Here is a 24216-nt window from a genome sequence, read left to right on the forward strand (position 1 = left end):
CGCGAACCCGCGCGCCGCATTGCACCGCGACTCGTTGTCGCCCATTATTTGCTGGTTGCCGTCTCCGGGCATTCGCACGCACCGGGCGAGACATCGCCCGGTCCGGACCGCCGTCGCCCGGCGCTCCCATCCGATCGCTCATCCAGCAACGTCCTCGCCGGTCTGCTTAGCTGGGAACCACCACGCGGAGGTCAGCACAGTCATGTCGAACAGCGGTCAGGGTCCTGCAGCCGAACGACGAGCGGCGCATCGGGCGCGCAGACGCCCGCTCGTGCCGCGTCTCGCCTCGGCCGCGGCCTGGGTGCTGTGCGTCGTGGTGATCGTCTGCGGCGTGATCTTCTTCGCGCCCAGGATTCCGGTCCGGCCGATCCAGGAGGTGGTGGGCGCCGCCGGTTTGGCGCTGTCGATGGGAACGCTGTGGTTCGCGGTGGCCTGCTTCCTGTGCGTGGTGATCGCCATCGTGTCCTGGCACAGCCGCAAACACTGGCGGTTGGCGGCCGGGGTGATCGCGGCGGCAGTGGCGCTCACGGTCGTGCTGGTCCCCTGGCTGACCGCGTGGCGCACCGCGAGCGCGCACGGTTCCTCGGTGTCGTGGTTCTCCTTCTCCGATCAGGGACCACGCCGATCCCCCACGCAGACAAAGACTTTCGCCACCATCGACGGACAACCGCTACAGCTCGACGCCTACCGCCCGCCCCAGCCCGCAGCGGGCGGGCCCGCGATCGTGTTCGTGCACGGCGGCGGATTCATCAACGGTGATCGCGGCGCGAGCAACAGCTGGTTCAGCTGGCTGGCGACCCAGGGGGTCACCGTCTTCTCGGTCGACTACCGGCTCGCGCCACCGGCCCGCTGGCAGCAGGCCACCGGCGACGTCAAATGCGCGCTCGGCTGGGTCCGGCGGCATGCCGCGGAATTCGGGGTCGCACGGTCCAACATCTCGGTCGCGGGCGATTCGGCGGGCGGGAATCTCGCACTCATGGCCGCGTACACGATGGGCGATCCGCAGTTCCCGCCGACCTGCGATGTGCCCGAAGTGCCGGTACGTTCGGTGATCGCACTCTATCCCCTGACGAATCTTCCTGCGGCACTGGATGATACGCGAATGCCGTACGCGATACGCACCATGCTCGACCGCTACACCGGCGGCAGTGTCGACGAACACCGCGACCGCTACCTCGCCGCCTCGCCGACCGAACACGTCACGCCGGGCCTGCCGCCCACTCTGCTGGTGCACGGCGGCAGCGATCATCTGGTTCCGGCGAACCAGTCCACACATCTGGCCACCGCGCTCGATGCCGCCGGGAATCCGGTGCAGACTCTCGAGCTGCCGTGGGTGGACCACGGGTTCATCAGCCAGTGGGGCGGTTGGGGATCACAGCTGCTGCGACCGCAGCTGACCGAATTCATCCAGCGGCATCTGATCGCCGCCGGGTGAGCGTCAGGCCGCGGCGGCCCTGGTCAGCTGTCGGCACACCGTCTCGGGATCGGCGACGTCCAGAACCAGCCGGGTGAAATCATTGCCGGCCAGCTCGATGCGCACCCCGCGCCCGTCGAACAGCGTGTCCCAGAATTCCTTGCGGTGCTTCCCGCGGAAGATCCCGGCCGCGATGACACCGGGGAAGAAGGTGCCCGGCGCACGCACCCACGGGGGCCGCAGATCGACCTCGGCGGGTCCGACCTCGGTGATATTCGACAGATCGAAGGTGACCTGCTCGCGCAGCGACAGGAACCGGTGCGCGCCGCGTACGTGGACCGTCACCGTCGTCCCCGTGACCTCGATTTCGACCATCGCGCACCTCGCCCTCGCCGGTTCCGTCTACTCGAACCAGAATGCGCCGCGCGCCTGACCGGATCCTGTGGCTTTCCTTTGTTTTCTCTCAGATTCGGCACGGGCAGCCGGGTTCGCCATGCGTATGCTGTGACCCATGCGACTCAGCACACGCAATCAGCTCGACGGAACGGTCGCCTCGATCACGCTGGGCGAGGCGATGGCGGTCGTGAAGATCCGGCTCGGCGGCGGAGACGTCGTCACCTCCTCGATCACTCGTGATGCGGTGGAGGATCTCGGCCTGGCCGAGGGCTCGTCGGTCAAGGTGTTGATCAAGTCGACCGAGGTCGCTCTGGGCATCGAATAGGACAACCCGATAGCCGAAACATAGCCATCCGATCGCCCGAGTGAAGATCACCACAACGTGCCGGATGGTCCGTCGAGCCCGGTTAGTCTGTACCGACGTGGCGGTGGGGCTCGCCACTTCCGCTAGCGGGAACAACCGCGGTCTCGCACCGCCAACAGTCCCTACTTGACCAGAGCTTTCATGTTCGAGTAGGAGTCTGCCGTGAGCGAAGTGCGTCTTTCCGGCGGTGTCGCCGCCGAAGCCGGTGCGACCAGCCCGCGCCCCAGTTGGTTTCGAGAACACGGGTCGGTGCTGCTCGTCGTGGCCGTCGGCGGCGGGATCGGCGCGGAAGCCCGTTACGGGGTGTCCCGGCTGCTGCCGACCCGGCCCGGCCAATTCCCCTGGGGGACCTTCCTGACGAATGTGGTCGGCTGTTTCGCCATCGGTGTTCTGATGGTGCTGATCACCGAGGTCTGGACCGGGCATCGGCTGGTGCGGCCCTTTCTCGGCGTGGGCTTCCTGGGCGGATTCACCACCTTCTCCACCTATGCCGTGGAAACCCGCAATCTCCTGGAACCCGGGACCGTGTACGTGGCCTTCGGCTATCTGGCCGGAACCCTGATCGCGGCCATGCTCGCGGTTCTCGCGGCCGTGACGCTGACACGAACAATATTGTTGCGCAAGGAGATTCACCAGGACACCGACGAGGAACAGGGCTGAACCCGTGACACCGATCCTGATCTTCCTCGGCGCCCTGTTGGGCGCACCAGCGCGCTACCTCACCGATCGCGCGATCGGCGCACGCCACGACAGCCCGTTTCCGTGGGGCACCCTCACCGTCAATCTGACCGGCTGCCTGATCCTGGGGGCGCTGACCGGCGCGGCCGCGGACCTTCCGGTGGTGGCCCTGCTCGGCACCGGTTTCTGCGGTGCGCTGACCACGTACAGCACGTTCAGCTTCGAGACGTTGCGGCTGCTCGAACAGCGCGCGTACTTCTACGCGACGGCGAACGTCCTGGTCAGTGTGATTTCCGGGTTGGGCGCGGCACTACTCGGCTTCACCGTCGCGCACACCCTGCTCGGTTGAGCGGGGCCGCGCGGGGGCGGACAAGCGCACCACACCGCCGTCCAGGTCCAGTTCGAGACGTGGCCGGTGCGGCTGGCCGTTGCTGTCCTCGCTGCCCTCGTCGGTCAGCTTCCTACCCGGGAACATTTCGCCGATGACGCCCATATCCCCACGATAACCTCGTCGGCGGCGCTACACCGTCAGTGGTTCGCGTTCCCGGTATCGGCATTGCTCAGTTCGTCGGCGGCCTCGCGCTGGCCGGAGGCGAAGGTGCCGAACGTGGTGGCCAGATCGTTGATGCCGTCGAGCAGGTTCTTGCTGACCGCGACGTACCCCTTCTCCCCGTTGGCGAATTTCTTGCCGAACGAGTCGTTGCCCCAGGGCGCCTGTTTGGCGTCGACGGCGGTCTGCAGAGACTTCATGGCGGTCAGGATGGCGCTGTGGATCCGATCGCAATCCGATGCGGCGGTACGCAGCTGTTCGGGATTGATCTCGACACTGGTCATCGTTCCGTCCTCAGTGGTCCGTATCGGTGATCAACGGTCGTCGTTCGTCGCCGTCCTCGACGGTGCCCCGCAGATGCGGCGGCTCCGTCGAAGGCGGTGGCGCGGGCGGCAGGATGTCTTCCAGATCCGGTGCGCCCTCGATGATCTCGGATAATTTCGGCAATCGGGATTTGCGCTCGATCAGCGGTTGCATGAGTTCGCGGCTGCGGTTCTGCACACCCTGCATCGCCGCCTGGGCGGCCGCGGTCACGTACTCGGCGAGCTCCTCGTAGCTCAGATCCGAGACCTCGCTGCCGAACTTGGTTTCCACCACCATGCCGTCGGCATTGACCGTCACCTGAACGCGGTCCTCCCCGATCGACGCCGTAGCCGTCAACTCGGAACGTCGCTGCTGCAGGTCGGCGATATCGCGCATCTGGCCCTGCAGTCCCTCGAGCATCGTGGCCACGTTGGCCGCCAACCGCTCGTTGACCATGTCACCTCCACCGTAGGATCTGCCAACCAAGCTCATCGCACGACGGTGAATACGACATGTCCCACAAGGAAATCCGATACGACGCCAACACGATCTTCGATCGTCACTAGAGGGTGAAGGCCTTGTCCACATTCGACGGGCCGGACGATCCACTCCCGCCGGGGTCCGTTCCGAAGGGATTGTCCCCGAACGGATTGTCACCGAAGGGATTGTCGCCGAACGGATTGTCACCGAACGGATTGTCGCCGGAGCCGGACGCACCGGATCCCGTCGCGCCCGAACCGGTAGCGCCCGAACCTGTCGCCCCGGCACCGGTTGCACCCGAACCCGTCGCACCTGGGCCCGACGCGCCGGGACCGGTAGCGCCTCCCGGGCCCGTCGCACCGGAGGGACCACTCGCCCCGTCCAGCCAGTCGTCGGCGCTCGGCGCGGTCGGAGCCTCGTAGGGCCCCGGCAGCTCCCGCCATTCGGGCTCCCGCTTCGGACGAGTCTTGGCCTTCATATCCGTCGACTTGCCCAGGAAGGAGTCGTCCCGGGGCGGCGCGGCCGGAGGGGGCGGAGCCAGACGCGCCGGATTCCGCGGCGGAACCGGCGGCGGGGGCGGCGGAGCCAGACGCGCCGGGTTGCGCGGAGGGACCGGGGGTGCCGGACGATTCGGATTCCGCGGCGGAACCACCGGAGCCGTATCGTCCCCACCTCTCCTCGGCGGCGGGTAGAGCGATTCGTCACCGCCGCCGAAGCGACCGCGCATACTTCCCGAGGAGAAGAGCAAATCCTCCTCGCCCCTGCCGGTCCGAAAATTCGGCCCCCGGAAGAACCCGCCCTCATGGCCATCACGCCCGAAGCCGCCGGTCCGGAAGAGGGAACCACCGCCATCCTCATAGGACCCGAAGCGACCCGGCCGGTAGCCGAGGTCGCTGCCGTCGTCGTCGAACCCGAATCGACCCGGGTGGTAGCCGAGATCGTCCTCGTTTCCACCGAACCGGAAATTGCCACCCGGACGGGGGTACACCAGGCTGTCGTCGTCACTACTTCCGAAGCTCGGCATCCTGAGCGGCCCGGGACGCGACGGCCTCGGCGGAAGCGCACTGGTCATGTAGTTCCCGGACTCGTCATCCGAACCACCACCCCGGAACGACCGCGGTACGCCCTGCTCGTTGCCGCCGCCCAGTCGGCCGGGAGACGACCGGATGCTCAGGTTGTCGCCACCGCCACCGCGCACCACACCGCCGGTGCCGAAGGGGTGCGGGTTGTCCTCGACGTCGGAGCCGCCTGAGCGCGCCGGCGGCGGGCCGTAATACATCCGACCGTCGTCCCCGCGGTACAGCGCGAAATCCTCGTAGCCCCGGCCGTTGGGCCGGATCAACACCTCGTAGTCGGAGATCTGGTCGAGGTCGCCGCGCCTGCCCGTGTACCCCGAGAACTCGTCGCCACCACCACGGGAGCCCCGGTAATCCGACAGGTAGTCGTAGAAGTCCGACTCGTCGTCCGAACCGCGGCGCGACACCGGGCCGCCGCGCAGGTTCGAACCACCTTGCTGGGGACCGCTGCGCAACGGCGACGCGGGCTTGAATCCGCCGTCCACCGAGGACTCCCACGAGGTCGGCGGCTTCTTCGGCATCTGCTCCGACTCGTTGCTCGGGCCCGTCCGCGGCGGCACCGGAGTCTGCTGCTCGTTCGGCCGGAATATCTGATCGTCGCCGCCACGCAGCGACCCGGGCGCGGACCCGCCGAGGAACCCTCGGCGGAACCCGGTGTCGACCGGGCCGATCACCTCGTTGTCGCGGCCACCGCCCAACGAGGCGGGCGCGGATCCGCCGCCGGGGAACAGCGTCTCGTCGAAGTTCGGCCGGAAACCGTAACTCTCGTTGTCCGACCCGATCGACTCGTCGTCACGATTACCGCGGACCGACGGCGTGACCTCATGGCTTCCGCCGGTGCCGGGCTGAATCTGCGAATCGTCACCGGTGCGGAACAGGTCGCCTTCCGGACCCATCCGGAACATGCCGCCCTCTTCGCTGTCCGAGTTGATCGACTCGGAGCGGGGAGGACGCATCAGATCGTCGTCCGGCACCATGCGCAGGAACTCGTTGAGCGAGGACTGATTGGACCGGGTGTTGCCCGAGCCGTGCTCGCTCTCCTCGAGCGGCCGGATGGTGGGATTGGTCTGGCGGAGCTGCGGAGGTGCGGACAGCGACCGGCCGCCGTTGCCCCCGGTTCCGGTCGACCTGCCGCGCATGCCGGTGTTGTTCGCGGACCCGTCCCCGAGCAGGCCCGCGCGCCCGGTCGTCCGGCCGCCGAGCGGATTGGACGACTCGCCGAGTCCGAGCCCGGACCTCCCGCCACCGAGTTGCGAGTTCGGACCGGTCTTCCCGCCGACCGGACCGGGGGTCGACTCGGACTTGCCGGTACCCAGGCCGGAAGTCTGGTTCGACCTGCCGCCCATCAGCGACGACTCGCCCACCTGCGTCGACGCGGTCGGGCGGATCATGCCCGAGGTGTAGCGCCCGTCGCCGAGCGGCCCCTGACCACGGCCGTAGACCACGTTGCTGCGCTGCAGACCGGTGTTCCCGTGCCGGCCCGAGCTCCCGCCCAGTTGTGAACTGTTCGCGTTCGGCCGGATCATCGTCGACGTACCGTCCCGCGGTCCCCCGGTCCCCTGTGTCCCCGATGACGAAGCGAGTTGTGAATTGCCGGTGCGGCCCGACCTGACGGGCTGCATCTGAATGTCCTCCGGACCGCTGCCGGTTCTCGAATTACTCTGCGGTACGGGGCGATTGGTCGTTCTAGTGGCGACGATCTGGTTGGTGTTGCCGGTCGTCGTGCTGGTCTGCGGTCCGGTGTTCCGGGTGGTGTTGGTGTTGCCGGGCGTATTGGTGTTGCCGGTCGTGCGAGTGTTGCCGTTCGTGGTCGTATTGCCGGTGGTGTTGGTATCGTTCGTCGTCTCCGTCGGACGATCGAACCGCTTGACCTTGTTCGTCGCCTGGTTCTTCGCCCACACCGAGTACCGCAGATCGTCCGTGGTCGGTACGGTCCGCTTGACGAACGTGCCACGAGCCGCGCCGACGATCGCGCCGCGCGAGATGCCACCGACCCAGCCCATCGGCGAACCGAACGCGCCCGGTCCGTAGGCGGCGGCCGCGACCATATTTCCGAACAGCGTGCTGGTCGCACCCGAGACCGCGCCGATGCTCGCACCGCGCAACACCGACCCCGCCGGGTAGGCGATACCTTTGCCGAGCGGGATGTTCATCTTGGCCAGCGAACTGCCCAGATACTTGTCCATCCCGAAACCCAGGTAGCGCGCGGCTTCACGACCCGGGATCGAACCCGCGGCCGAGGCCGCCATCGAGACCCCGAATTCCTTCCAGTCGAAGCTGTGCCGCTTACCCGCGGCCAGCTGACCTGCCTGCACCGCGCCGTCCATCAGCGCCGAGGTCGCCGCGCCCTCGAGGATCTTGACCGAATACACGCCGAATCCCTTGGCGCTCGGCATGATCAGCTTGCCGCCGCTGAGCAGTTCCTTGAAGAAGTACCGCTCCTTGTACGCCGAGGCGCCCAGCCGCTGAGCCAGCCGCTCGATGAAGTTCTGGATGTAGTCCTCGACGATCTTCAGAATCGAACGAGTGGTCGCGATGGCGCCGGCCTCCACGGCCGGGGCGGTCGGCGGGAACATCCACGCCCAGGTGATCTCGGCCGCCAGCCAGGCCAGCGACAGGATGATGGTCAGCTTGGTCGCCTGCAACTGGGTGCCCATGTCGAAGGTTGAATCGGACACTTCCTGCAACATCTCGGCGAGCGTCTTGACCGAATGGTCGCCGTTGATCAGGTCGTCGAACTTCGCGCCCATGCTGTCCGCGCCCTCACCGGCGGGATAGGCCCTCTCGGTATCGGATTTGGCCGTTTCCACGTCCGGTTCCAGCGCGGACAGTGCCTGCGAGGCGGCCTTCCACGCGTCCGAGAGGGCCCACATGGCGTCCTCGTCGCCGTCGGGCCAGGCGGTACCGGCGATCCAGCCGAGCCAACGCAATTCGGGCGGCATCTCGAGCGTCATTGAGTCACCTCCCCCACGCTCCCCCTCCGCCGCCGAGTCCTACCTATCAGGACATCGGACCGCGGTGAATCCCCGGTGGCGCACAAGGAAACTCGACAAGTCGAACGGTCCTCGCCCGAACCACCCACGCGACTCGTCCGCAAACCGCCGGTGAACCGTGCTCGCCGGAACCACCGCGATATCGCATGATGGGCAGGTGAATCGGATTCTGCTCTGGCTGCGCCCCTCGCGATGGGGTGTGCGGATCCGTTCGGCCGTGACGGCCGCACTGGTGGTCGGCGTGGTGCTGCTGATCGCGGCCGGGGCGATGCTCGGACTGCTGCGCCGATCGCTGACCCACCAGCTGGATACCGCCGCCGACACCCGGACCACGCAGATCGCCGACGAACTGCGGCACAGCGACGGTCACCGAATCCCGGAGGGGCTGCTCGCCGTAGAGGGCCAGGTGGTGGCGGTCCAGGTGATCGCCCCGGATGGGCAGATCGCCTGGCGGTCGGCCGGGAAACTCAGTGCACCCCTGACCGACCCGCGTTCGGTCGGCACCCAGGCCGTCGGCCTGCCCCCGACCGGCGGTTACGACGACGACCTGCGCGTCGCGGCACGCACCGCGAACACCTCGCGCGGGGACTACACGATCCTGGTGGCGGCGAACACCGAATCGGTCGAACATGCGATGACCGAGGTCGCCGTACTCCTGGCGATGGGCGGACCACTGGTCGTCCTCGCCGCGGCGGCGGCGACATATCTACTGGTCGGACGCTCACTGCGCTCGGTCGAGGCGATCCGGTCACAGGTCGCGCGGATCGGGGCCACGGCCCTGTCGCAGCGGGTGCCGGTGCCGGTGGCCCGCGACGAGATCGCCCGCCTGGCCGACACGATGAACGAGATGCTCGCCCGGGTCGAGGCCGGGCATCGAGCCCAGCAACGCTTCGTCGGCGACGCCTCGCACGAGTTGCGCAGCCCGCTGGCGACCATCACCGCGGCCCTGGAACTGGCCCGGGATCGCCCACAGGCACTGGACCGCGACCTGATCGAGGGCGCACTGCTGCCGGAGACCGAGCGGATGCGGCAGCTGGTGGAGAATCTGCTGACCCTGGCCGCCGCCGACGAGCACGGCCTGGAACTACGCACCGGCGAGGTGGATCTGGACGATCTGGCCGCCGCCGAGGCGGCCACGTTGCGGCTGCGCGGCGATGTGTGGGTGCACACCGCGATCGTGCCGGTCCGGGTGATCGGCGACCGGCCGAGGCTGGCTCGGGTGCTGCGCAATATCGCCGACAACGCCGCCGCGCACGCCAGGGCCCGAGTTTCGATCGAGCTGGAGGGCGACGACACGTGTGCCCGCATCGTCGTCGACGACGACGGCCCCGGCATCGCGCCCGCCGACCGCGAGCGGGTGTTCGGGCGTTTCGTGCGCCTGGACGACGACCGGGCCCGCAGCAGCGGCGGATCCGGGCTCGGACTGGCCATCGTCTCGGAAATCGTGGCGGCACACGGCGGTTCGGTCACCGTCGGCGAATCACCCTGGGGTGGTGCCCGCTTCGTGCTCGAGCTGCCCGTGGCCGGTCCCGTCGGGGTCGAGCATCCGGTAGCCGACCCCGCGTAGGGTCTCGATACTGCTGCGGCCGAAGGGCGTATCGATCTTCTTGCGCAGATATCCCACGTAGACCTCGACCACGTTCTCCGGGCCGTCGTAGTGCACATCCCAGACGTTTTGCAGGATTTCGGCCTTGGTCAGCACATTTCCCTTGTGCCGCAACAGGAATTCCAGCAGCCCGAACTCTCGTGGGGTGAGGGTCAGCACGGCGTCGCCGCGGTGTACCGAGCGCCGGGACGGATCGAGCACCAGATCCCCCGCCCGCAACTGTGTGGGCTGCTGCGGAGCGCGCCGCCGCAGCAGCGCGCGCAACCGGGCGATCAGCACGACGAACGAGAACGGTTTGGTCAAGTAGTCGTCCGCGCCCAGATCCAGGGCGTCGACCTGGTCGTAGTCGCCGTCCTTGGCGGTGAGCATCAGCACCGGAGTCCGCACGTCCTGCGCGCGCACCCGCCGCAGCACCTCGTACCCGCTCATCCCGGGCAGCATGATATCCAGCACGACGACGTCGAAGTCGTGCTCGGTGGCCCACCAGAGGCCGTCGGTGCCGGTCGCGGCCAGTTGGACCAGAAAACCCTCCAACTCGAGACCGCGACGCAACGTCTGCGCCAAACGTGGTTCGTCCTCGACGACCAGCACCCGCATCGCCCCAGCATGCAACACCCGCGAATGCGACCCGGCGGCACACCCCCGATTCGGCGTGTCCCGAGCCGATCGGCGCGCGCTACCGGACCGTGGTCAGGCGCTGCCGGGGTGCCGCGCCTGGTCGTACCACCGGTGCGGGATCGACCAGTCCCACTCCGGCTCGGGTCGGGCGGACCGATGTTGTTCGCGCAGGTACTCGCCGTAGACCTCGGCCGCGCCGAGGGTGCCCCCAAGCATGATCAGTCCGGACATGATGTGTTGCCACACATCGGCTTTCGAGATGCGTCGTCGCATCGGTACCTCCTGTACGCCCGGCTCGCAACGGTGCGAAAGCGCCGCCGTGCCCGCGGGTGGGTTCACCCGGGACGGCCCGTCACGCCGTGTCGATCCTGACGTACGGACGCCTCCGGGCGGGGCGCTTCGATGGAAATTACCCCCGCGCGCGACGCTCACACCTCCGATGCGCGACGGGCCACGTCGATCTCGGCCATATGGTCCTGCGCCCAGGCACGCAGCGCGGACAGCGGCACCTCGAGCGATGCGCCCAGTTCGGTCAGCCGGTAGTGCACCCGGGGTGGCACGGTGGGCTCGACCCGCCGCGCGACCAGGCCGTCGCGGGTCAGATCGCGCAGGGTCACCGACAGCATCTTCTGTGAGACGCCGGGCATACGCCGTCGCAGCTCGGCGAATCGGACCTCTTCGGGCGCGGCCTCGGCGAGCAGTTTGACCACCATCGACACCCATTTGGTGCCCAGTCGATCCAGTAACCGCCGGGTCGGGCAGCCGGGGTCGAACAGATCGCCGCGCGAACCGGTCGGGGCAGTCACCTGGAGCTCACCACCTGTGTCGAAAGTGCCTTCTTGGCCGGACCTCCGATCCTACCTATGGTCACTTGGTAACCATTAGTGACCAGGAGGCCAGGGTGTCCGCAGCGCAGTCCGATATCGCCATACGACAGGTCGCGGCCAATGGCATCGAGATCTCCGTCGCCCTCGCCGGCGACGGGCCCGCGGTGCTGCTGCTGCACGGATTCCCGCACACCTGGCAGCTGTGGCGCGCGGTGATCGGCCCACTGGCACAACGACATCGGGTGATCGCACCGGATCTGCGCGGTCTCGGCGGCAGCACCCGCGCCACCGACGGCTACGACGCGCGGGCACTGGCCGACGACGCGGCCGCACTCCTGACCGCTCTCGGCGAGCCGCGCGCCACGGTGGTCGCGATCGACGCCGCGGTCCCCGCGGCCTTCCTGCTGGCTCTGCGCCGCCCGGGCCCGGTCGACCGGCTGGTGCTGATGGAATCGCTGCTGGGCACGCTGCCGGGCGCCGAAACCTTCCTGGCCGGTGGCCCGCCCTGGTGGTTCGGCTTCCACGCGGTCCCCGGCCTGGCCGAACGAGTGCTGGCCGGGAACGAACCCGCGTACCTCGACTGGTTCCTGCGCATCGGAACCCTGGGCCGCGGTGTCCCCGAAGCGATCCGGGACGCGTTCGTCGCGGCGTACACCGGAGTCGAATCGCTGCGGTGCGCGTTCTCCTACTATCGCGCGATGCCCGAGACCGCCGAGCAGATCCGCGCGGCCGTCACCGCGACCCGGCTGACGGTGCCGACCCTGGCGATCGGCGCACATCCGGTCGGCGATGCGCTGGCGAGCCAACTCCGGCCGGTCGCCGACGATCTGAGATCCCACCTGATCCCGGACAGCGGCCACATCATCCCGCTGGACCGACCCGACGCACTGCTCCCACTGCTGACCGAATTCATCGACTCCGACAACAGATGAAAATTGTTGCCGTCACTTTCGCCCGGCGGCGCGTCCGCGGAGCCGGAACCAGCTGGGCACACTGCTCCGGCCGCTCGCCGGATTCAGCGCCCCCAGCGGCGAGTGAGGTTGTCGTCCAGATACTTTCGGGTGGACACCGTGAGCGAATGGTCGGGGCCCAGCACGTGGGTCCGCGCCGCGAGAGTCTGTTCGAGGATCTGCACGGCCTGCTCGCGGTCGCCGTACAGGTGGTAGGCGACGCCGAGGTTGTACTGGGTGTTGAGTGTGTTCGGATGTTCCGCGCCCAGCACGCGTTGCCTGGAGACCAGGGTTTTCCCGATCACATCGATGCCCTCGGTGAAGCGCCGGGCATTGGTGTAGGCGGCGCCCAGGTAGTGGCGGCTGGTGAGCGTATCGGGATGCTCCGGGCCCAGCAGCCGTTCGCGGATCTCGGTATTGCGCGTGTGCAGCTCGAGCGCCTCCTCGTATCGGCGCACACCGCTGTAGGCGACGGCGAGATTGCCCCGGCAGCTCACGGTGTCGGGATGTTCGGGGCCCAGCACGCGTTCGCGGGCGGGCAGCGTCTGTTCGAACAGCATGATGGCCAGATCCTTCTGGCCCGTCGACTGATAGGCGTCGGCCAGATTGTTCCGGGAGATGAGCGTGTCGGGATGGTCGGGTCCGAGGGTGCGCTCCCGGGCGGCCAGGATGCTCTCGTGCATCGTCACCGCCTCCCGCAGGCGCCCGGCCTGCCCGAGGGCGAAGGCCAGATTATTGCGGACGGTGAGGGTCAGTTGATGATCGGGCCCCCAGGTCCGTTCCCGCCGGACCACGAGGGTTTCGTTCAGCGCCAGAGCATCGGTGTTGCGGCCGGACTCGGCATAGGCGTGGGCGAGCATCTGCCCGGCCGTCAGGGTGTTGGCGTGGTCGGTGCCGTACCGACGTTCGCGCAACGAGAAGAAGCGTTGCAGCAACGGGATGGATTCCTCGTGCCGGTCGGCCTTGCGATAGGCGGCGCCCAGGAACAGGCGGACGGTGTCGACATCGTCGTGGTCGGAACCCAGGCGAGCCTCCCGATCGGTCAGCACGCGCACCAGGACCGGAATCGCCGCCTCGTACCGATCCACCCCGGACAGGCTCGCCCCCAACAGCATTCGGATTTCGTCGGTTTCGATGTGACTCCCGCCGAGCCGGTCCGCCCGTTCGGCGAGCGCGCGTTCGAGCGGCGCGATCGAGTCGCCGTACCGGTCGACTGCTCGATAGCTGCGCGCAAGGGCCAGGCACACGTTGGCGATCTGCTCCTCCCGATCGGGCAGGCAGCGCTGGTACGTGGCGAGGAGTTGTTCGAGCAGCGGGATCGCCGCCGCGTGCCGTTCGGCCTTCACATGCGCGTGGACCAGCTCCCAGCGCAGCTTGGCCGCCTCGAGATCGTCCGGGCCGCTGCGGTTTTCCCGTTCCGCGAGCATATCCGTCAACAGCGCGACACCCTCCGCCGCACGATCGCCGACGCCGATGTACGACTGCGCGAGACGTTTTCGGCATTCGCGGGTCTGCTCGCCGTCCGCGCCGCGCGCACGCTCGTTCAGCAGCAGGGCACGTTCACCCAGCGGTATCGCCGCCGCGTACTGCCCGAGGTTGACCAGCGAGAAAGCGAGCAGGCTACAGGCGTCCGCGATTTCGCCGTGGTCGAGGTCGGGTGTGCGTTCGGCCGCGGCCAGGGTCTGTTCGAGCAGCGGCAGCGATTCCTCGTACCGTCGCGCCTCCTGGTACATCCGCCCGAGGTCCGCACGGTGTAGATACAGGTCCCGGCCGTCGGGCTCGAGCAGCTTCTCCCACGCGACCAGCAGGCCCTCCAGAAGCAGCAGGGCGGTGTCGTGGTCGCCGATGTGATGGTGCGCCCGAGCCAACTGCTCGCAGGCATTCAGCGCCAGCGGATCCGTGTCGCCGAGGAGTCGCAACCGATCGTCGGCGATGCCTTCGAACAGTGTCAGCGCCGGTTCACGCCGACCTGCCTGCAAGTAGGTCGTGGCGAGAAACTCACGGGCCGTGAGAGTTTCGGAGTCATCAGGGCCCGCGAGACGCTCCTGATCGGCTACCGCGCGCTCGAGCTGAACGACGGCCTCCGCGTGCCGGCCCGCGCCCCGGTAGGCACGGGCCAGACCTCGACGGGCGCCGATCGTCTCGGAATGTTCTTCGCCCAGTTCACTTTCCGCAACGCTCAGTGTGCTCTCGTAGAGCCGGACCGCCGAATCATGATTCCCGGCAAGGTGATACGCCACCGCGAGGTTGTTGCGCGCAGCGGCGGTCTCGGGATGCAGTTCACCCAGCATGGCCGAACGCTCGGTCAGCGTGCGCAGCAGCGCAGCGACATCGGTCGCCGCGGGATCGGCCGAATCGTCCGGACCGGCGAGCGCTCGAACGGTCTCGATCGCCGAGTCCAGCGCCCCGCTCTCACCCAGCCGTCCCCGGATCACCCGGGCCGCGCGGGGATGCATCAGTACCGTGCGGCGATCGATCGAATAGACCAGCAGCGCACCGCGCAGACAGTCGTCGATCGCCATCTCGACCACATCGCGACCGGCGTCGTCGCCGTCGACCAGGCCGTACAGCGCGGACAGCGGGGCCCGCCGGCCGGGCAGCACGGCCACCGCCTCGAGCAGTCGTCGCAGCAGCCCGGACTCGTCGTCCAGCAGGACGCTCTCGACCGCGATCGCCAGCGCGGCGTCGACGCCGCCGGACCCGAGCAGTTCGAGATATCCGGAGTAGTTCAGGCGCTGCGACGGATGGCGGCGACGCAGGCGAATCGCGCTGGCCGCCACCGCAAGACCCAACGGCAGATCGCCCAGCGCCTGGGCCACCGCATCGGCTCCGGCGTCGTCGTCCACTTGGGCCCGACGGAGCAGATACGCCACCGACTCCGCGCGAGCGAACGGCTCGACGAGCACCTGTTCACCCAATTCTGCTGCGGCACTGAATGTTCCGCTGACCAGCACGCGCACCGACGGTCCGGCCGGGAGATAGGGCCGCACCATCTCCGGATCGCTCACGGTATGGAAGATCAGCAGATTCGCGCCCGGCCGTTGCGACAGGGCCGCGACCAAGCGGCGCGCGGACCCCACCGCATCGCCCGGTTCGGCGACCCCGAGCCCCTCGGCGACGGCGAGCAGATCGGTGAGCAGTTCGGATTCGGTTGCGGCACAGACCCACCCGACCACGCCCTCGGCAGCGGCGAGCGCCGCCCGCGCACAGGCGGCGGCGACCTGCGTGCGCCCCACCCCGACCCGGTCGTCCGGCGCGACCAGCACCACGACCGGACTGCGCCCGAGCGCCTCGCGCACCCGCCCGACGACCTCGCGATCGACGAAACCCATCGGCTCGTCCGGTATCTCACCGATCGCCGGTACATGGACGATCGACTCCCCGATCGACATCGTCGGCCCCCGAAACTTCTACTCCGAGCAAAACAACGAAAACTCAGCGCCGGACCCGCCCCGACACCCCGGCCAAGTTAACACTGCTCCGCCTCCGAGTGAACACCACTCCGCACCACATTTCCGGGCGGCAAGAATCCGAATAGCCCTGGATTCACAACAAATCCGACAATTCCGATCAGGATCAGCCTGCGGTCGCGGCGATAGTGGCGCCGGTGAGTTCGACCGAGCGAATGCGGTCCGCGATATCGGTGGCGTGGTGGGCGAGGATGAGTTCGTCCGCACCGATGGAGTCGGCGAATTCGGTCAGGTAGGCGCGGACGTCCTCGGGCAGGCCGACGGCGGTGTACTTGGTCATCTCCGAGAGGTGACGGCCGTTGGGGGTGGCGAGGAAGGCGTCGATCTCCTCGTCGGTGAACGGGAGATCGCCCGCGCCGCGCCGGATCATCATCCGCGCGCGGGCCCGGTAGGCGACCGCGCGCTGTTGCGCCGCGTCCTCGTAGGTGTCGGCGGCGAAGACGTTCGCTCCGGCCATGACATACGGTTCGGCGAGCTGTTCCGAAGGCCGGAAGTGTTCGCGATAGACCTCGACGGCGCGGTGCAGTGCGTCGGGGGCGAAGTGGGAGGCGAAGGCGTACGGCAGCCCCAGTTGTGCGGCCAACTGCGCGCCGAACAGCGAGGAGCCCAGGATGTACAGCGGCACAACGCCTTCCGCACGGGGCACCGCCTGCACGCCCGGAATGCGCGAATCCCCGGTCAGATATCCCTGCAATTCGAGCACGTCCTGCGGAAAGGTATCGGCCGAGGAGTGATCGCGGCGCAGCGCGAACATGGTCTTCTGGTCACTGCCCGGCGCGCGGCCCAGCCCGAGGTCGATCCGACCCGGATACAGCGTCTCGAGGGTGCCGAACTGTTCGGCGATCACCAGCGGCGAGTGATTGGGCAGCATGATCCCGCCCGCGCCGAGCCGGATGCTCTCGGTCTGCCCCGCGACGTGCCCGATCAGCACACTCGTCGCACTCGACGCGATCGACCCCATGTTGTGATGCTCGGCATACCAGACCCGGCGATATCCGCTGCGCTCGGCGGCCTGGGCCAGGGCCACGCTGTTGTCGAAGCTGTCCCGCGCGGTCCCACCGGGTGCGATGGACGCGAGATCGAGGATGGACAGGGCGAGGGGCATACGTCGCCGCCTTTCGAAGATCGGTAGCCCGGTGGGATTCTTGAAGTGCAACGCTCCGGAGCCCGCCGCGCATTCCGCGCCCCGGCTCACCCGATGATCACCCGGTGCGGGTGAGCGCTATCGCCCCAACGCCGCGAGCACGGCACGGGCCTGGTGGTCGGCTCCGAGCTGGTCGGGGTGGAACGGGACCACCAGCCCGGCCGGGTCGGTGGAGAACGGGATCAGGCCCTCGACCCAGCGAGTGCCGGGCGGCTGACAGGCATCGTGGCCGGCACTGCCCCGATAGGTATCGACGAACCGCGCGCCGGACTCGGCGGCAGCGCGAGCCAGCATGGCGTCGAGTTCGATCAGCTTGCGGCCCACCCAGACCGCATCGGTGTCCGAGATCGGGATCCGCGGGAAGCAGCCGCCGGAGATGCCGATGCCCTCCAGATAGTCCACCAGCAGGATTCGCGCATGCGGCGACCGTTCGCGGATATCCCGCACGGCCGCAACGATTGTCGGCTCGTATGCGGTGATCTGCGCCGAGATCCGGTCCACGCCGCCGGGCACCCACTTCGCCTGGCAGGGCGACACCGCCGGATTCAGGGTCAGGCAATCCTGTACCGCGGGAGCCAATCCCGTGTCGTTGCCGCCGATTTCGAGCGTCACCAGATCGGTCGAGGGGGTGAGGCGATCGAACTGCGGTGCGTTGACGCCGCCGGTGACCTCCTGCGGCCGCGTCAGGTCGTGCACGGTCGCACCACCGCAGGTCGCATCGCGGAAATTCGGAATCGCCAGTGCGGCCGCCACCTGCTTGGCGTAATCGCGCGCACTCTGCGCGCAACCCAGCGGGACGAATTCGGTACTCGGGGTGGTCACGGTGGCATCGGCCGCCCACGAATCCCCCAGTGCGACATACTCGCCGAACCCGGGCGCGGCCGAAGCGGGCCCGGCGCCCGGCCATCCGGCCACCACCGCCACACCGGCGATCAGCAGTGCTGAGATCTTGCGCATCGCGTCTCCTCACCCGACCCCGAGCAGATTTGATGGACGAACGTCCAGTAGCCCGAAGATAGCACCGCGCAATCACTTTCGGACGGAAAGGTCATGGAGTGTCGACGGATGCCACCTCCCGTGACGCCCGGCCACCGGACCGCAGATACCCGGCCGCGGCCGCGATCAGCACGAGAGTGAGCCAGATGTAGGCGTTGTGATACAGCGTCGAATGCTGGTGATAATCGAAGACGCTGCTCGCTCGCACATCCAGCAGCGGCAACACCCCACCCGACGCGATCACCGCCGTCACCACCGCGATCGGCGCCGTCACCACACCCGGCCGCCGGATCGCCAGATCGGCCAGGACGATCAGCGCCGGGAAGAGAAACACCCAGTGATGCACCCAGCTGTACGGGGAGACCGTCGTCATGGTCAGCCCGCACAGTGCGACGGCGGCCAGTTCGTCCCCTGCTCGCGACAGCCGCCGGGCCAGCATCAGGCAGATCCCCGCGACCGCCAGCGCCGCGATCAGCCACAGCACCTGATGAATTCCCGCGACGCCGATGGTGCGGGCGAGCAATCCGCGCAACGACTCGTTGGAGTTGTTCTGCGGCACGCCGACCCGCGCGGGATCGGCGAACGCACCACTCCAGAACGTCAGCGAATCGCGCGGCATGATCAGCGCACCCACCAGCACCGTCGCGGCGAATCCGCCGACGGCCATCCCCGCCGCCCGATACCGCTTGGTGGCCAGCAGATACAGCACGAAGAACGCGGGCGTCAGCTTGATGCCCGCCGCGACGCCGGTCAGCACGCCTTTGCATCGCGCCGAATCCGGCAGCGCCATATCCACCACCACGAGCATCAGCAGCAGAATGTTGACCTGACCGAATGCCATGGTCTGCCGAATCGGCTCACACCACAGGGCCAGACCGGCGATCGGCACGCCCAGCAGCACCGTCCGCAGATCCCGCCGATACCCCAGCATGGACAACCCCGCCCACGCCGAGACGACGACCATCGCGACATTGCCCAGCCCCGCGACGCAGTATCGCGCCACACCGGCGAGTCCGGCCAACGGCACGAACAGCAGGGCCGCGAACGGCGTGTAGACGAACTCCATCACCCCGCGGGCATGCCCGAGCAGCGGCGTGTCGTAGAGCGAGACCCCTTGGGACACACGATGTCCCGCGATCTGATACACCCCGAGATCGGTGAGGTGCAGCATGAACCGCGGTTCGCGCAGCACCAGATCGAGGTAGTACCCGCCCGCGATCACACCCACCACCGCGACGATGCAGCAGACCGGAAGGGGAATCGCGCGACGCGGCGGCGCAGGGCCGACCGCGGACGGAACTGTCGGTTTCTCGATCGTCGGCAACGACACATCCACTCCAGCATTCGACGCCCGTGCGCCCAACACCGTAGCCCCCGGCCGGCGACCTCACCCGGCCGCCGCGCCCCTCACTCGAGGTGCGGCTCCCATTCGCCGGGCTGACCGTCCACCGACGGGTCGTAGAGCACGACGAACCGCAACTGCCGCGGGGCCGAGAGCGGGAACGGCCCGACGCTCAACTCCTCGCAGGTGTACCGGTCGCTGCTCATCGTGCGTACCCAGGTCGGCGGCCCGCCCTGCTGATCGAGCCACTTCTGAAAGACCGATCGTGCCGGTTTGGCGGCCATGATGACCGACATCAACGGTAATGCGTCGAGTTCACCGGCAGTGGAGACGAACCGAAGACTCTCACTCATGCAGGGATCTTCTCACCTACCGGCCGGAACGAGGCTCAACCGCGACCGTGGCTGCGTTCGTAGGCGTCACGTTCGAGCGCTGCCCGGCTGCGCGCGGCCACATCGGCGAGCGCCGGATCCAGACCGTGCTTGGCCAGCCGGTAGCGGCGGTAGACGTAGGTCAGCGCGATCGCGAAGAACATCAGCGGCAGGAAGATCAGCGCCATCATCGCCCCGCCCATCCACAGCGGGCCCGGTACCAGCAGGAACAGACTCAACACCACCAGCAGCGGAATCATCAGCCGCAGCAGGTAGCGCCGGGCCGCGCCCGGACCGGTGAGATCGTTCAGCACCCACCCGGACATCGACTCGGGCAGGGTGCCGCCGCAGATGTAGCGCAACCGCTGTAGCGGGTTCGGCGTCCGGTCGCTCATCGCCCTCTCCTTCGCGTACCAAAAGTTCGTGCACTAACTATTAACACAAAAATACTACCGACACATCCTCACGGAAGGAATCATCAGCGCATTTGAACTGTGATTATGGTTGCACCACCGGTTCCGCACACCTACGATTCGTGTACTAATGGTTAGTGCAGTTGCCCCACTCGACGAGAGGCGGAGTTGTGACATCCCGCATCGATGATCCGCTGCGCCTGGACCGTCAGGTCTGCTTCGCGCTGGCACTGGCGAACCGCGCGGTGCTGAGCATCTACCGCCCCTTACTCGAGCCGATGGGCCTGACCCACCCGCAGTATCTGGTCATGCTCGCCCTGTGGGGTGAGGCGCCGCTCTCGGTCAAGGAGATCGGCGAACTGGTCCAACTCGATTCGCCGACGCTGTCACCGCTGCTCAAACGTCTCGAATCCGCCGGATACATCAGCCGCCGCCGCGATACCCACAACGAGCGCGCCCTGGTCATCGATCTGACCGCGGCAGGTCGTGCGCTGCGCGCCCGCGCGGAGCAGATTCCGCCCGCCGTCGTGGAACGTCTCGGCGTGACGCTCGAAGACCTCGAGGAGTTGCACTCGGTCCTGGGACGGGTCAACGCCGCTGCCCGGCGTGCCGCGGCGGCCGAATAGCCCCTCGCCGCGACCGGTCCCCCACCCGGACAGGGGAATTGATCATCACGGATGCGGCACGACTCGGTGCCGAACGTCCCCAAACCCCCGGCCGAGCGGGCGCGCGCGCCTACCATGGAGATGCCGCCATGGTCAGCGTCGCAAGGGGAACATCATGGCCGAGATGAGCATCGCCGAATTACTCGCAGTCTTCAGAAGTATGACGCTGCTGGAACTTTCGGAATTCACCCGTGCGTTCGAGGAGGAGTTCGGTGTCTCCGCCGCCGCGCAGATACTCGCCCCGGCAGGGCCCGACGCGCCCGCGTCCGCGGAGGTCGCCGAGGAACCCGACGAGTTCGACGTGATCTTGGAATCCTTCGGGGACAAGAAGATTCAGGTGATCAAGGCCGTCCGGGAGATCATCACCGGGTTGGGCCTGAAGGAGGCCAAGGATCTCGTGGAGTCCGCGCCGACGCCGATCGCCGAACGGCTGGACCGGGGTTCGGCCGAAACGGCCAAGAGCAAGCTGGAAGCCGCGGGCGCTCGGGTCGCACTGCGCTGAATCCTCATGCGCCGCATCGTGGTAGCGGTATCTCCGACAGCAGGCCCGGTTATGGTCTCGCTGCTGTGGATGCGTTCGCGATCGAGCAGTACGCTGCGGGACAGCCGCATTCAGCCGATCGTGAACGTCGCACTACGTCCGCGCGCGTCCAGACGGCCGTCTCCCCAACTCGCCCCGGCATAGGCGTCGATCTCGATCGCATACTCCCCCGCGATCAACTCCGCGGGCAGTCGCACCGACGCGAATGCCTGCCGGTCGACGATGTCCAGATACCGGCGCGCGTCCCCCGGCTCCACCAGGAAGACCCGTGCGTACCCGAATGTCTTGTGCGAGGCGGATTCCGAGGCAGGCGACCACCGCACGTCCAGCACATCCGGATCAGCGGCGTCGACGACGACCCGCAGCGTCTCCCGCCTCCCGACCCGGTCTCTCACGACGTCCTCCTCGCGCGCCTGCGGCCGTGCGCACCGCTGCATCCTCGCGATCCAGGCTGGCACGCACCGACCGGCACGGCAACGCGGATCAGGGAACTCCCTGCCACAGATGCGACATCATCACCGGATAGCGGACCGGCCGGAAATCGGTGAACGTCAGATCCCCCGGTCGATCATCAGACCGCGACGCTAGTCGCTCGATCTCGATCCGCATATGCCCCGCGATGCACGACTCCCGTCATTCGTCGGAACTCAGGCGGTCCAGCCATTCGGTCAGCAGGTGCTGCTCGGCAGCGCTCAGCGAGGTGTGTTCGGGGAGTGTGGCGCGCAGGGCGCGAGCCGTCCCGGACAGTGACGAATCCTGAACTGCCGGTTGCTGATTCGTCACGGCGGTGACCATCGACTCGCGCAGCACACGCAGCAGCGCCGGATCGCGTCGATCCGGGGACAGGGACAGCCAGGTGAGCACCGCCCCGAGCGCCGAGGAATGGATGACCATGACCGCGAGTTCCTCGTTGACGCGCAGCCATCCACCCACGGCCAGACGACCGACGCGACCCCGCAGAATTTCCATTCCGGCCCGGAGGGCAGGCGAGTCGCTGCGCTGCGGCTCGCTGTACATCAGCGTGTAGAGGGCCGGATTGGCCAGGCCGAATTCGACCGCCAGATCCCACCCGTCCCGCAGATCCGCGATCGGGTCGGCGGGGTCAGGATCCACGTGTTTGGCCGCGAGGAAGGTGGCGAAGCCGTGTTCGGCCACCGCGTCGAGCAGTCCGTCCTTGTCGCCGAAGAGGCGATAGATGGCCGGGGGCTGCATGCCCGCGGCCACCGCGACCGCCCGGGTGGTGACCGCGTCTCGGCCCTCACGCTCGAGCAGATCGATCGCGGCCTCGATGACCCGCTGCCGGGACTGCTCCTGACCGGCGGTTCCGGTACGAGGTTCGGCCGGGATGTGCCCGGCGGCTGGACGTGAGGGCATGTATCAACGATAGCGTCTTGCCGATTCCATCGTTAATATCAGTGATACTCTGATTCTGATATCACCGGAAGCACAGGAGCGCATGATGATCATCGTGACCGGAGCCACCGGACAACTCGGCCGCCGAATCGTCGAGCGGCTGCTCACGCGAGTGCCCGCCGAGCGGATCGGGGTCACCGCCCGCGATCCGGGCCGGGCACGAGCGTTCGCCGAACGCGGAATCCGGGTCCGCCCAGCCGATTTCGCCGATCCAGCGAGCCTCGCGCATGCCTTCGAGGGCGCAACCCGGGTGCTCGTCGTCTCGGTCGACAAACTGGGCGAGGACGCGGTGCGGCAGCATCGCGCCGCGATCGAGGGCGCGGTCGCCGCGGGCGCGCAGCGCATCCTGTACACCAGCCACGCGGGCGCGAATCCGCACTCCCATTTCGAGCCCTGCCGCAACCACGCGGCCACCGAGGAGATCCTGCGCACCTGCGGCGTGCCGTACACCGCCCTGCGCAACGGCTTCTACATATCCAGCGCGCTGCGATTCTTCGAGCACGCAACGGAATCCGGCCGAATCACAGTCCCCGCGGACGGCCCGGTCGCCTGGACCGCACACGACGACCTGGCCGAAGCCGCCGCCGCCATTCTCGCCGGGGAAGGCTCCTTCGACGGCCCCACCCCACCCCTGACCGCCGCGCACACCCTGACCTTCGAGGATCTGGCCGCCCGCGCCGGCACTCTCCTGGGCCGCGATATCGAACGGATCACCATGTCCGACAACGAATTCCGCGGCCAGCTGACGAACGTCGGCGTCCCGGCCGAACTACCGGACCTGTTCCTCGGCATGTTCACCGCCGCCCGCGCAGGCGAATTCGCGACTGTCGATCCGACCTTGCAGAACCTGATCGGTCGCGATCCCCTCGGCATCGACGCGATGCTGCGCGACCAGCTACGCCTGAGCAGCCGCATCGATATCGGCTGCGGCGCACCGTGAATCGGTGAGAGCGGCGACTCCGGCCGCACGGCCGGTTGCGGCTCGACGTGAACGCCACGCCGAGCCGCTCGCCGCATGCGGGTCGGTCAGGCGAGGACGCCGCTGTCGTCGATGACGATCTTCTTGGCCGTGCTGCCCGAGCGGCTGCCCAGGGCCTCGACCGCCTTGACGACGTCCGAGCCCTCGACGACCTCGCCGAAGACGACGTGCTTGCCGTCCAGCCACGGCGTGACGACCGTGGTGATGAAGAACTGGGAACCGTTGCTGCCCGGTCCGGCGTTCGCCATGCTCAGCAGGAACGGCTTGTCGTGCTTGATCTGGAAGTTCTCGTCGGCGAACTTCTCGCCGTAGATGCTCTTGCCACCGGTGCCGTTGCCGTTGGTGAAGTCACCGCCCTGCAGCATGAACTCGGGGATCACGCGGTGGAAGGGCGCACCCTTGTAGCCGAATCCGTTCTGGCCCGTGGCCAGCTCACGGAAGTTGCGCGCGGTCTTGGGCACGACATCGTCGAACAGCCGGAACACGATCCGGCCGAGCTTCTCGCCATCGGCCGAAATCTCGAAATACACGTTTTCGCTCATGGCCAATATTCTTAACATCGGCCCCCGCAGCCCCGAATCACTGCGGTACCCGCCGAGCAGTCCGGCATTGTTGTCACACCCCTAT

General features: G+C 67.8%; 26 protein-coding genes. 9 read left to right on the top strand and 17 right to left on the bottom strand.

Annotated features, from left to right (window positions below; translation table 11 throughout):
- Positions 1-202: 202 nt before the first annotated feature.
- Complete coding sequence (locus tag ON40_RS24975; protein WP_083895893.1) at positions 203-1435, top strand: alpha/beta hydrolase; 1233 nt, start codon at positions 203-205, stop codon at positions 1433-1435.
- 3 nt (positions 1436-1438) lie between these two features.
- Here ON40_RS24975 and ON40_RS24980 read toward each other — a convergent pair whose 3' ends face one another.
- Positions 1439-1789 carry a hypothetical protein gene (locus tag ON40_RS24980; protein ID WP_040826549.1) on the bottom strand — a complete coding sequence of 117 codons (351 nt, stop codon included), beginning with the start codon at positions 1787-1789 and terminating at the stop codon, positions 1439-1441.
- 136 nt (positions 1790-1925) lie between these two features.
- Here ON40_RS24980 and ON40_RS24985 point away from each other — a divergent pair, with 136 nt between their 5' ends.
- The 3 genes from ON40_RS24985 to crcB (ON40_RS24995) all read left to right on the top strand — a co-directional run bounded on the left by ON40_RS24985 (position 1926) and on the right by crcB (ON40_RS24995) (position 3201).
- Positions 1926-2135: a TOBE domain-containing protein gene (locus ON40_RS24985; RefSeq protein WP_040826551.1), complete on the top strand. Its 210-nt coding sequence runs from the start codon at positions 1926-1928 to the stop codon at positions 2133-2135.
- Positions 2136-2336: 201 nt separating this feature from the next.
- Positions 2337-2834, top strand: coding sequence for a fluoride efflux transporter CrcB (gene crcB / locus ON40_RS24990; RefSeq protein ID WP_306305397.1), 498 nt, complete (start codon positions 2337-2339; stop codon positions 2832-2834).
- Between the two features lie 4 nt (positions 2835-2838).
- Positions 2839-3201, top strand: coding sequence for a fluoride efflux transporter CrcB (gene crcB / locus ON40_RS24995; RefSeq protein WP_040826553.1), 363 nt, complete (start codon positions 2839-2841; stop codon positions 3199-3201).
- Here crcB (ON40_RS24995) and ON40_RS25000 read toward each other — a convergent pair.
- The 4 genes from ON40_RS25000 to ON40_RS54780 form a co-directional block, all read right to left on the bottom strand.
- Positions 3163-3345: a hypothetical protein gene (locus ON40_RS25000; RefSeq protein ID WP_040826555.1), complete on the bottom strand. Its 183-nt coding sequence runs from the start codon at positions 3343-3345 to the stop codon at positions 3163-3165. The two genes, crcB (ON40_RS24995) and ON40_RS25000, sit on opposite strands and share 39 nt — an antisense overlap.
- A 35-nt stretch (positions 3346-3380) precedes the next feature.
- Complete coding sequence (locus ON40_RS25005; RefSeq protein ID WP_040826558.1) at positions 3381-3686, bottom strand: WXG100 family type VII secretion target; 306 nt, start codon at positions 3684-3686, stop codon at positions 3381-3383.
- A gap of 10 nt (positions 3687-3696) precedes the next feature.
- Positions 3697-4161 (bottom strand): YbaB/EbfC family nucleoid-associated protein, encoded by a 465-nt coding sequence (locus ON40_RS25010; protein ID WP_051193509.1) that lies wholly within the window; start codon positions 4159-4161, stop codon positions 3697-3699.
- Positions 4162-4267: 106 nt separating this feature from the next.
- Entirely contained in the window at positions 4268-8215 is a 3948-nt protein-coding gene (locus ON40_RS54780; RefSeq protein WP_040826560.1) for a WXG100-like domain-containing protein, read from the bottom strand.
- Between the two features lie 196 nt (positions 8216-8411).
- Here ON40_RS54780 and ON40_RS25020 point away from each other — a divergent pair, with 196 nt between their 5' ends.
- On the top strand, positions 8412-9821 hold the full coding sequence (locus ON40_RS25020; RefSeq protein ID WP_040826818.1) for a sensor histidine kinase: 1410 nt from the start codon (positions 8412-8414) through the stop codon (positions 9819-9821).
- Here the strand turns inward: ON40_RS25020 and ON40_RS25025 are convergent.
- The 3 genes from ON40_RS25025 to ON40_RS25035 form a co-directional block, all read right to left on the bottom strand.
- On the bottom strand, positions 9735-10457 hold the full coding sequence (locus ON40_RS25025) for a response regulator transcription factor (RefSeq protein ID WP_051193510.1): 723 nt from the start codon (positions 10455-10457) through the stop codon (positions 9735-9737). The genes ON40_RS25020 and ON40_RS25025 overlap by 87 nt on opposite strands.
- Before the next feature lie 93 nt (positions 10458-10550).
- Positions 10551-10751, bottom strand: a complete 201-nt coding sequence (locus ON40_RS25030) for a hypothetical protein (protein WP_040826562.1) — start codon at positions 10749-10751, stop codon at positions 10551-10553.
- Between the two features lie 155 nt (positions 10752-10906).
- Positions 10907-11284 (bottom strand): winged helix-turn-helix transcriptional regulator, encoded by a 378-nt coding sequence (locus ON40_RS25035; RefSeq protein ID WP_040826564.1) that lies wholly within the window; start codon positions 11282-11284, stop codon positions 10907-10909.
- 95 nt (positions 11285-11379) lie between these two features.
- Here ON40_RS25035 and ON40_RS25040 point away from each other — a divergent pair, with 95 nt between their 5' ends.
- Positions 11380-12237, top strand: coding sequence for an alpha/beta fold hydrolase (locus ON40_RS25040; protein ID WP_040826566.1), 858 nt, complete (start codon positions 11380-11382; stop codon positions 12235-12237).
- Positions 12238-12320: 83 nt separating this feature from the next.
- Here the strand turns inward: ON40_RS25040 and ON40_RS48325 are convergent, their stop codons facing one another.
- The 6 genes from ON40_RS48325 to ON40_RS25070 all read right to left on the bottom strand — a co-directional run bounded on the left by ON40_RS48325 (position 12321) and on the right by ON40_RS25070 (position 19973).
- Entirely contained in the window at positions 12321-15647 is a 3327-nt protein-coding gene (locus ON40_RS48325) for a tetratricopeptide repeat protein (protein WP_051193511.1), read from the bottom strand.
- A 184-nt stretch (positions 15648-15831) separates the two neighbouring features.
- Positions 15832-16830: an LLM class flavin-dependent oxidoreductase gene (locus tag ON40_RS25050; protein ID WP_040826568.1), complete on the bottom strand. Its 999-nt coding sequence runs from the start codon at positions 16828-16830 to the stop codon at positions 15832-15834.
- Between the two features lie 117 nt (positions 16831-16947).
- Positions 16948-17826 (bottom strand): SGNH/GDSL hydrolase family protein, encoded by an 879-nt coding sequence (locus ON40_RS25055; protein WP_040826570.1) that lies wholly within the window; start codon positions 17824-17826, stop codon positions 16948-16950.
- 91 nt (positions 17827-17917) lie between these two features.
- On the bottom strand, positions 17918-19201 hold the full coding sequence (locus ON40_RS25060; protein WP_245567973.1) for a glycosyltransferase 87 family protein: 1284 nt from the start codon (positions 19199-19201) through the stop codon (positions 17918-17920).
- 71 nt (positions 19202-19272) lie between these two features.
- Positions 19273-19560: a hypothetical protein gene (locus ON40_RS25065; RefSeq protein WP_157186408.1), complete on the bottom strand. Its 288-nt coding sequence runs from the start codon at positions 19558-19560 to the stop codon at positions 19273-19275.
- 35 nt (positions 19561-19595) lie between these two features.
- Complete coding sequence (locus tag ON40_RS25070; protein ID WP_040826574.1) at positions 19596-19973, bottom strand: DUF5313 family protein; 378 nt, start codon at positions 19971-19973, stop codon at positions 19596-19598.
- Positions 19974-20161: 188 nt separating this feature from the next.
- Between ON40_RS25070 and ON40_RS25075 the strand changes: the two genes are divergently transcribed.
- Positions 20162-20617 carry a MarR family winged helix-turn-helix transcriptional regulator gene (locus tag ON40_RS25075; protein ID WP_040826576.1) on the top strand — a complete coding sequence of 152 codons (456 nt, stop codon included), beginning with the start codon at positions 20162-20164 and terminating at the stop codon, positions 20615-20617.
- A gap of 154 nt (positions 20618-20771) precedes the next feature.
- A complete protein-coding gene (gene rplL / locus ON40_RS25080; protein ID WP_040826578.1) occupies positions 20772-21158 on the top strand; it encodes a 50S ribosomal protein L7/L12 in 387 nt (128 codons plus the stop codon).
- Between the two features lie 110 nt (positions 21159-21268).
- Here rplL and ON40_RS25085 read toward each other — a convergent pair whose 3' ends face one another.
- Together ON40_RS25085 and ON40_RS25090 are read right to left on the bottom strand one after the other, a co-directional pair.
- A complete protein-coding gene (locus ON40_RS25085) occupies positions 21269-21592 on the bottom strand; it encodes a hypothetical protein (RefSeq protein WP_157186409.1) in 324 nt (107 codons plus the stop codon).
- A 238-nt stretch (positions 21593-21830) separates the two neighbouring features.
- Positions 21831-22571, bottom strand: coding sequence for a TetR/AcrR family transcriptional regulator (locus tag ON40_RS25090; RefSeq protein WP_040826583.1), 741 nt, complete (start codon positions 22569-22571; stop codon positions 21831-21833).
- Between the two features lie 85 nt (positions 22572-22656).
- Between ON40_RS25090 and ON40_RS25095 the strand changes: the two genes are divergently transcribed.
- Positions 22657-23550: an NmrA family NAD(P)-binding protein gene (locus tag ON40_RS25095; RefSeq protein ID WP_040826825.1), complete on the top strand. Its 894-nt coding sequence runs from the start codon at positions 22657-22659 to the stop codon at positions 23548-23550.
- Positions 23551-23636: 86 nt separating this feature from the next.
- On the opposite strand, the gene ON40_RS25100 is transcribed toward ON40_RS25095, so the two are convergent.
- Positions 23637-24131 (bottom strand): peptidylprolyl isomerase, encoded by a 495-nt coding sequence (locus ON40_RS25100; protein WP_040826585.1) that lies wholly within the window; start codon positions 24129-24131, stop codon positions 23637-23639.
- Positions 24132-24216 lie beyond the last annotated feature (85 nt).

The organism is Nocardia jiangxiensis NBRC 101359 (genome assembly GCF_000308615.1).
Classification (GTDB): domain Bacteria; phylum Actinomycetota; class Actinomycetes; order Mycobacteriales; family Mycobacteriaceae; genus Nocardia; species Nocardia jiangxiensis.

Excerpts from the sequence above, each read along its gene's own strand:
- ON40_RS24975 (WP_083895893.1), top strand. The coding sequence starts at position 203 with ATGTCGAACAGCGGTCAGGGTCCTGCAGCCGAACGACGAGCGGCGCAT.
- ON40_RS24980 (WP_040826549.1), bottom strand. The coding sequence starts at position 1,789 with ATGGTCGAAATCGAGGTCACGGGGACGACGGTGACGGTCCACGTACGC.
- ON40_RS24985 (WP_040826551.1), top strand. The coding sequence starts at position 1,926 with ATGCGACTCAGCACACGCAATCAGCTCGACGGAACGGTCGCCTCGATC.
- ON40_RS25000 (WP_040826555.1), bottom strand. The coding sequence starts at position 3,345 with ATGGGCGTCATCGGCGAAATGTTCCCGGGTAGGAAGCTGACCGACGAG.
- ON40_RS25005 (WP_040826558.1), bottom strand. The coding sequence starts at position 3,686 with ATGACCAGTGTCGAGATCAATCCCGAACAGCTGCGTACCGCCGCATCG.
- ON40_RS25010 (WP_051193509.1), bottom strand. The coding sequence starts at position 4,161 with ATGGTCAACGAGCGGTTGGCGGCCAACGTGGCCACGATGCTCGAGGGA.
- ON40_RS54780 (WP_040826560.1), bottom strand. The coding sequence starts at position 8,215 with ATGACGCTCGAGATGCCGCCCGAATTGCGTTGGCTCGGCTGGATCGCC.
- ON40_RS25025 (WP_051193510.1), bottom strand. The coding sequence starts at position 10,457 with ATGCGGGTGCTGGTCGTCGAGGACGAACCACGTTTGGCGCAGACGTTG.
- ON40_RS25030 (WP_040826562.1), bottom strand. The coding sequence starts at position 10,751 with ATGCGACGACGCATCTCGAAAGCCGATGTGTGGCAACACATCATGTCC.
- ON40_RS48325 (WP_051193511.1), bottom strand. The coding sequence starts at position 15,647 with ATGTCGATCGGGGAGTCGATCGTCCATGTACCGGCGATCGGTGAGATA.
- ON40_RS25050 (WP_040826568.1), bottom strand. The coding sequence starts at position 16,830 with ATGCCCCTCGCCCTGTCCATCCTCGATCTCGCGTCCATCGCACCCGGT.
- ON40_RS25055 (WP_040826570.1), bottom strand. The coding sequence starts at position 17,826 with ATGCGCAAGATCTCAGCACTGCTGATCGCCGGTGTGGCGGTGGTGGCC.
- ON40_RS25065 (WP_157186408.1), bottom strand. The coding sequence starts at position 19,560 with ATGAGTGAGAGTCTTCGGTTCGTCTCCACTGCCGGTGAACTCGACGCA.
- ON40_RS25070 (WP_040826574.1), bottom strand. The coding sequence starts at position 19,973 with ATGAGCGACCGGACGCCGAACCCGCTACAGCGGTTGCGCTACATCTGC.
- rplL (WP_040826578.1), top strand. The coding sequence starts at position 20,772 with ATGGCCGAGATGAGCATCGCCGAATTACTCGCAGTCTTCAGAAGTATG.
- ON40_RS25090 (WP_040826583.1), bottom strand. The coding sequence starts at position 22,571 with ATGCCCTCACGTCCAGCCGCCGGGCACATCCCGGCCGAACCTCGTACC.
- ON40_RS25095 (WP_040826825.1), top strand. The coding sequence starts at position 22,657 with ATGATCATCGTGACCGGAGCCACCGGACAACTCGGCCGCCGAATCGTC.
- ON40_RS25100 (WP_040826585.1), bottom strand. The coding sequence starts at position 24,131 with ATGAGCGAAAACGTGTATTTCGAGATTTCGGCCGATGGCGAGAAGCTC.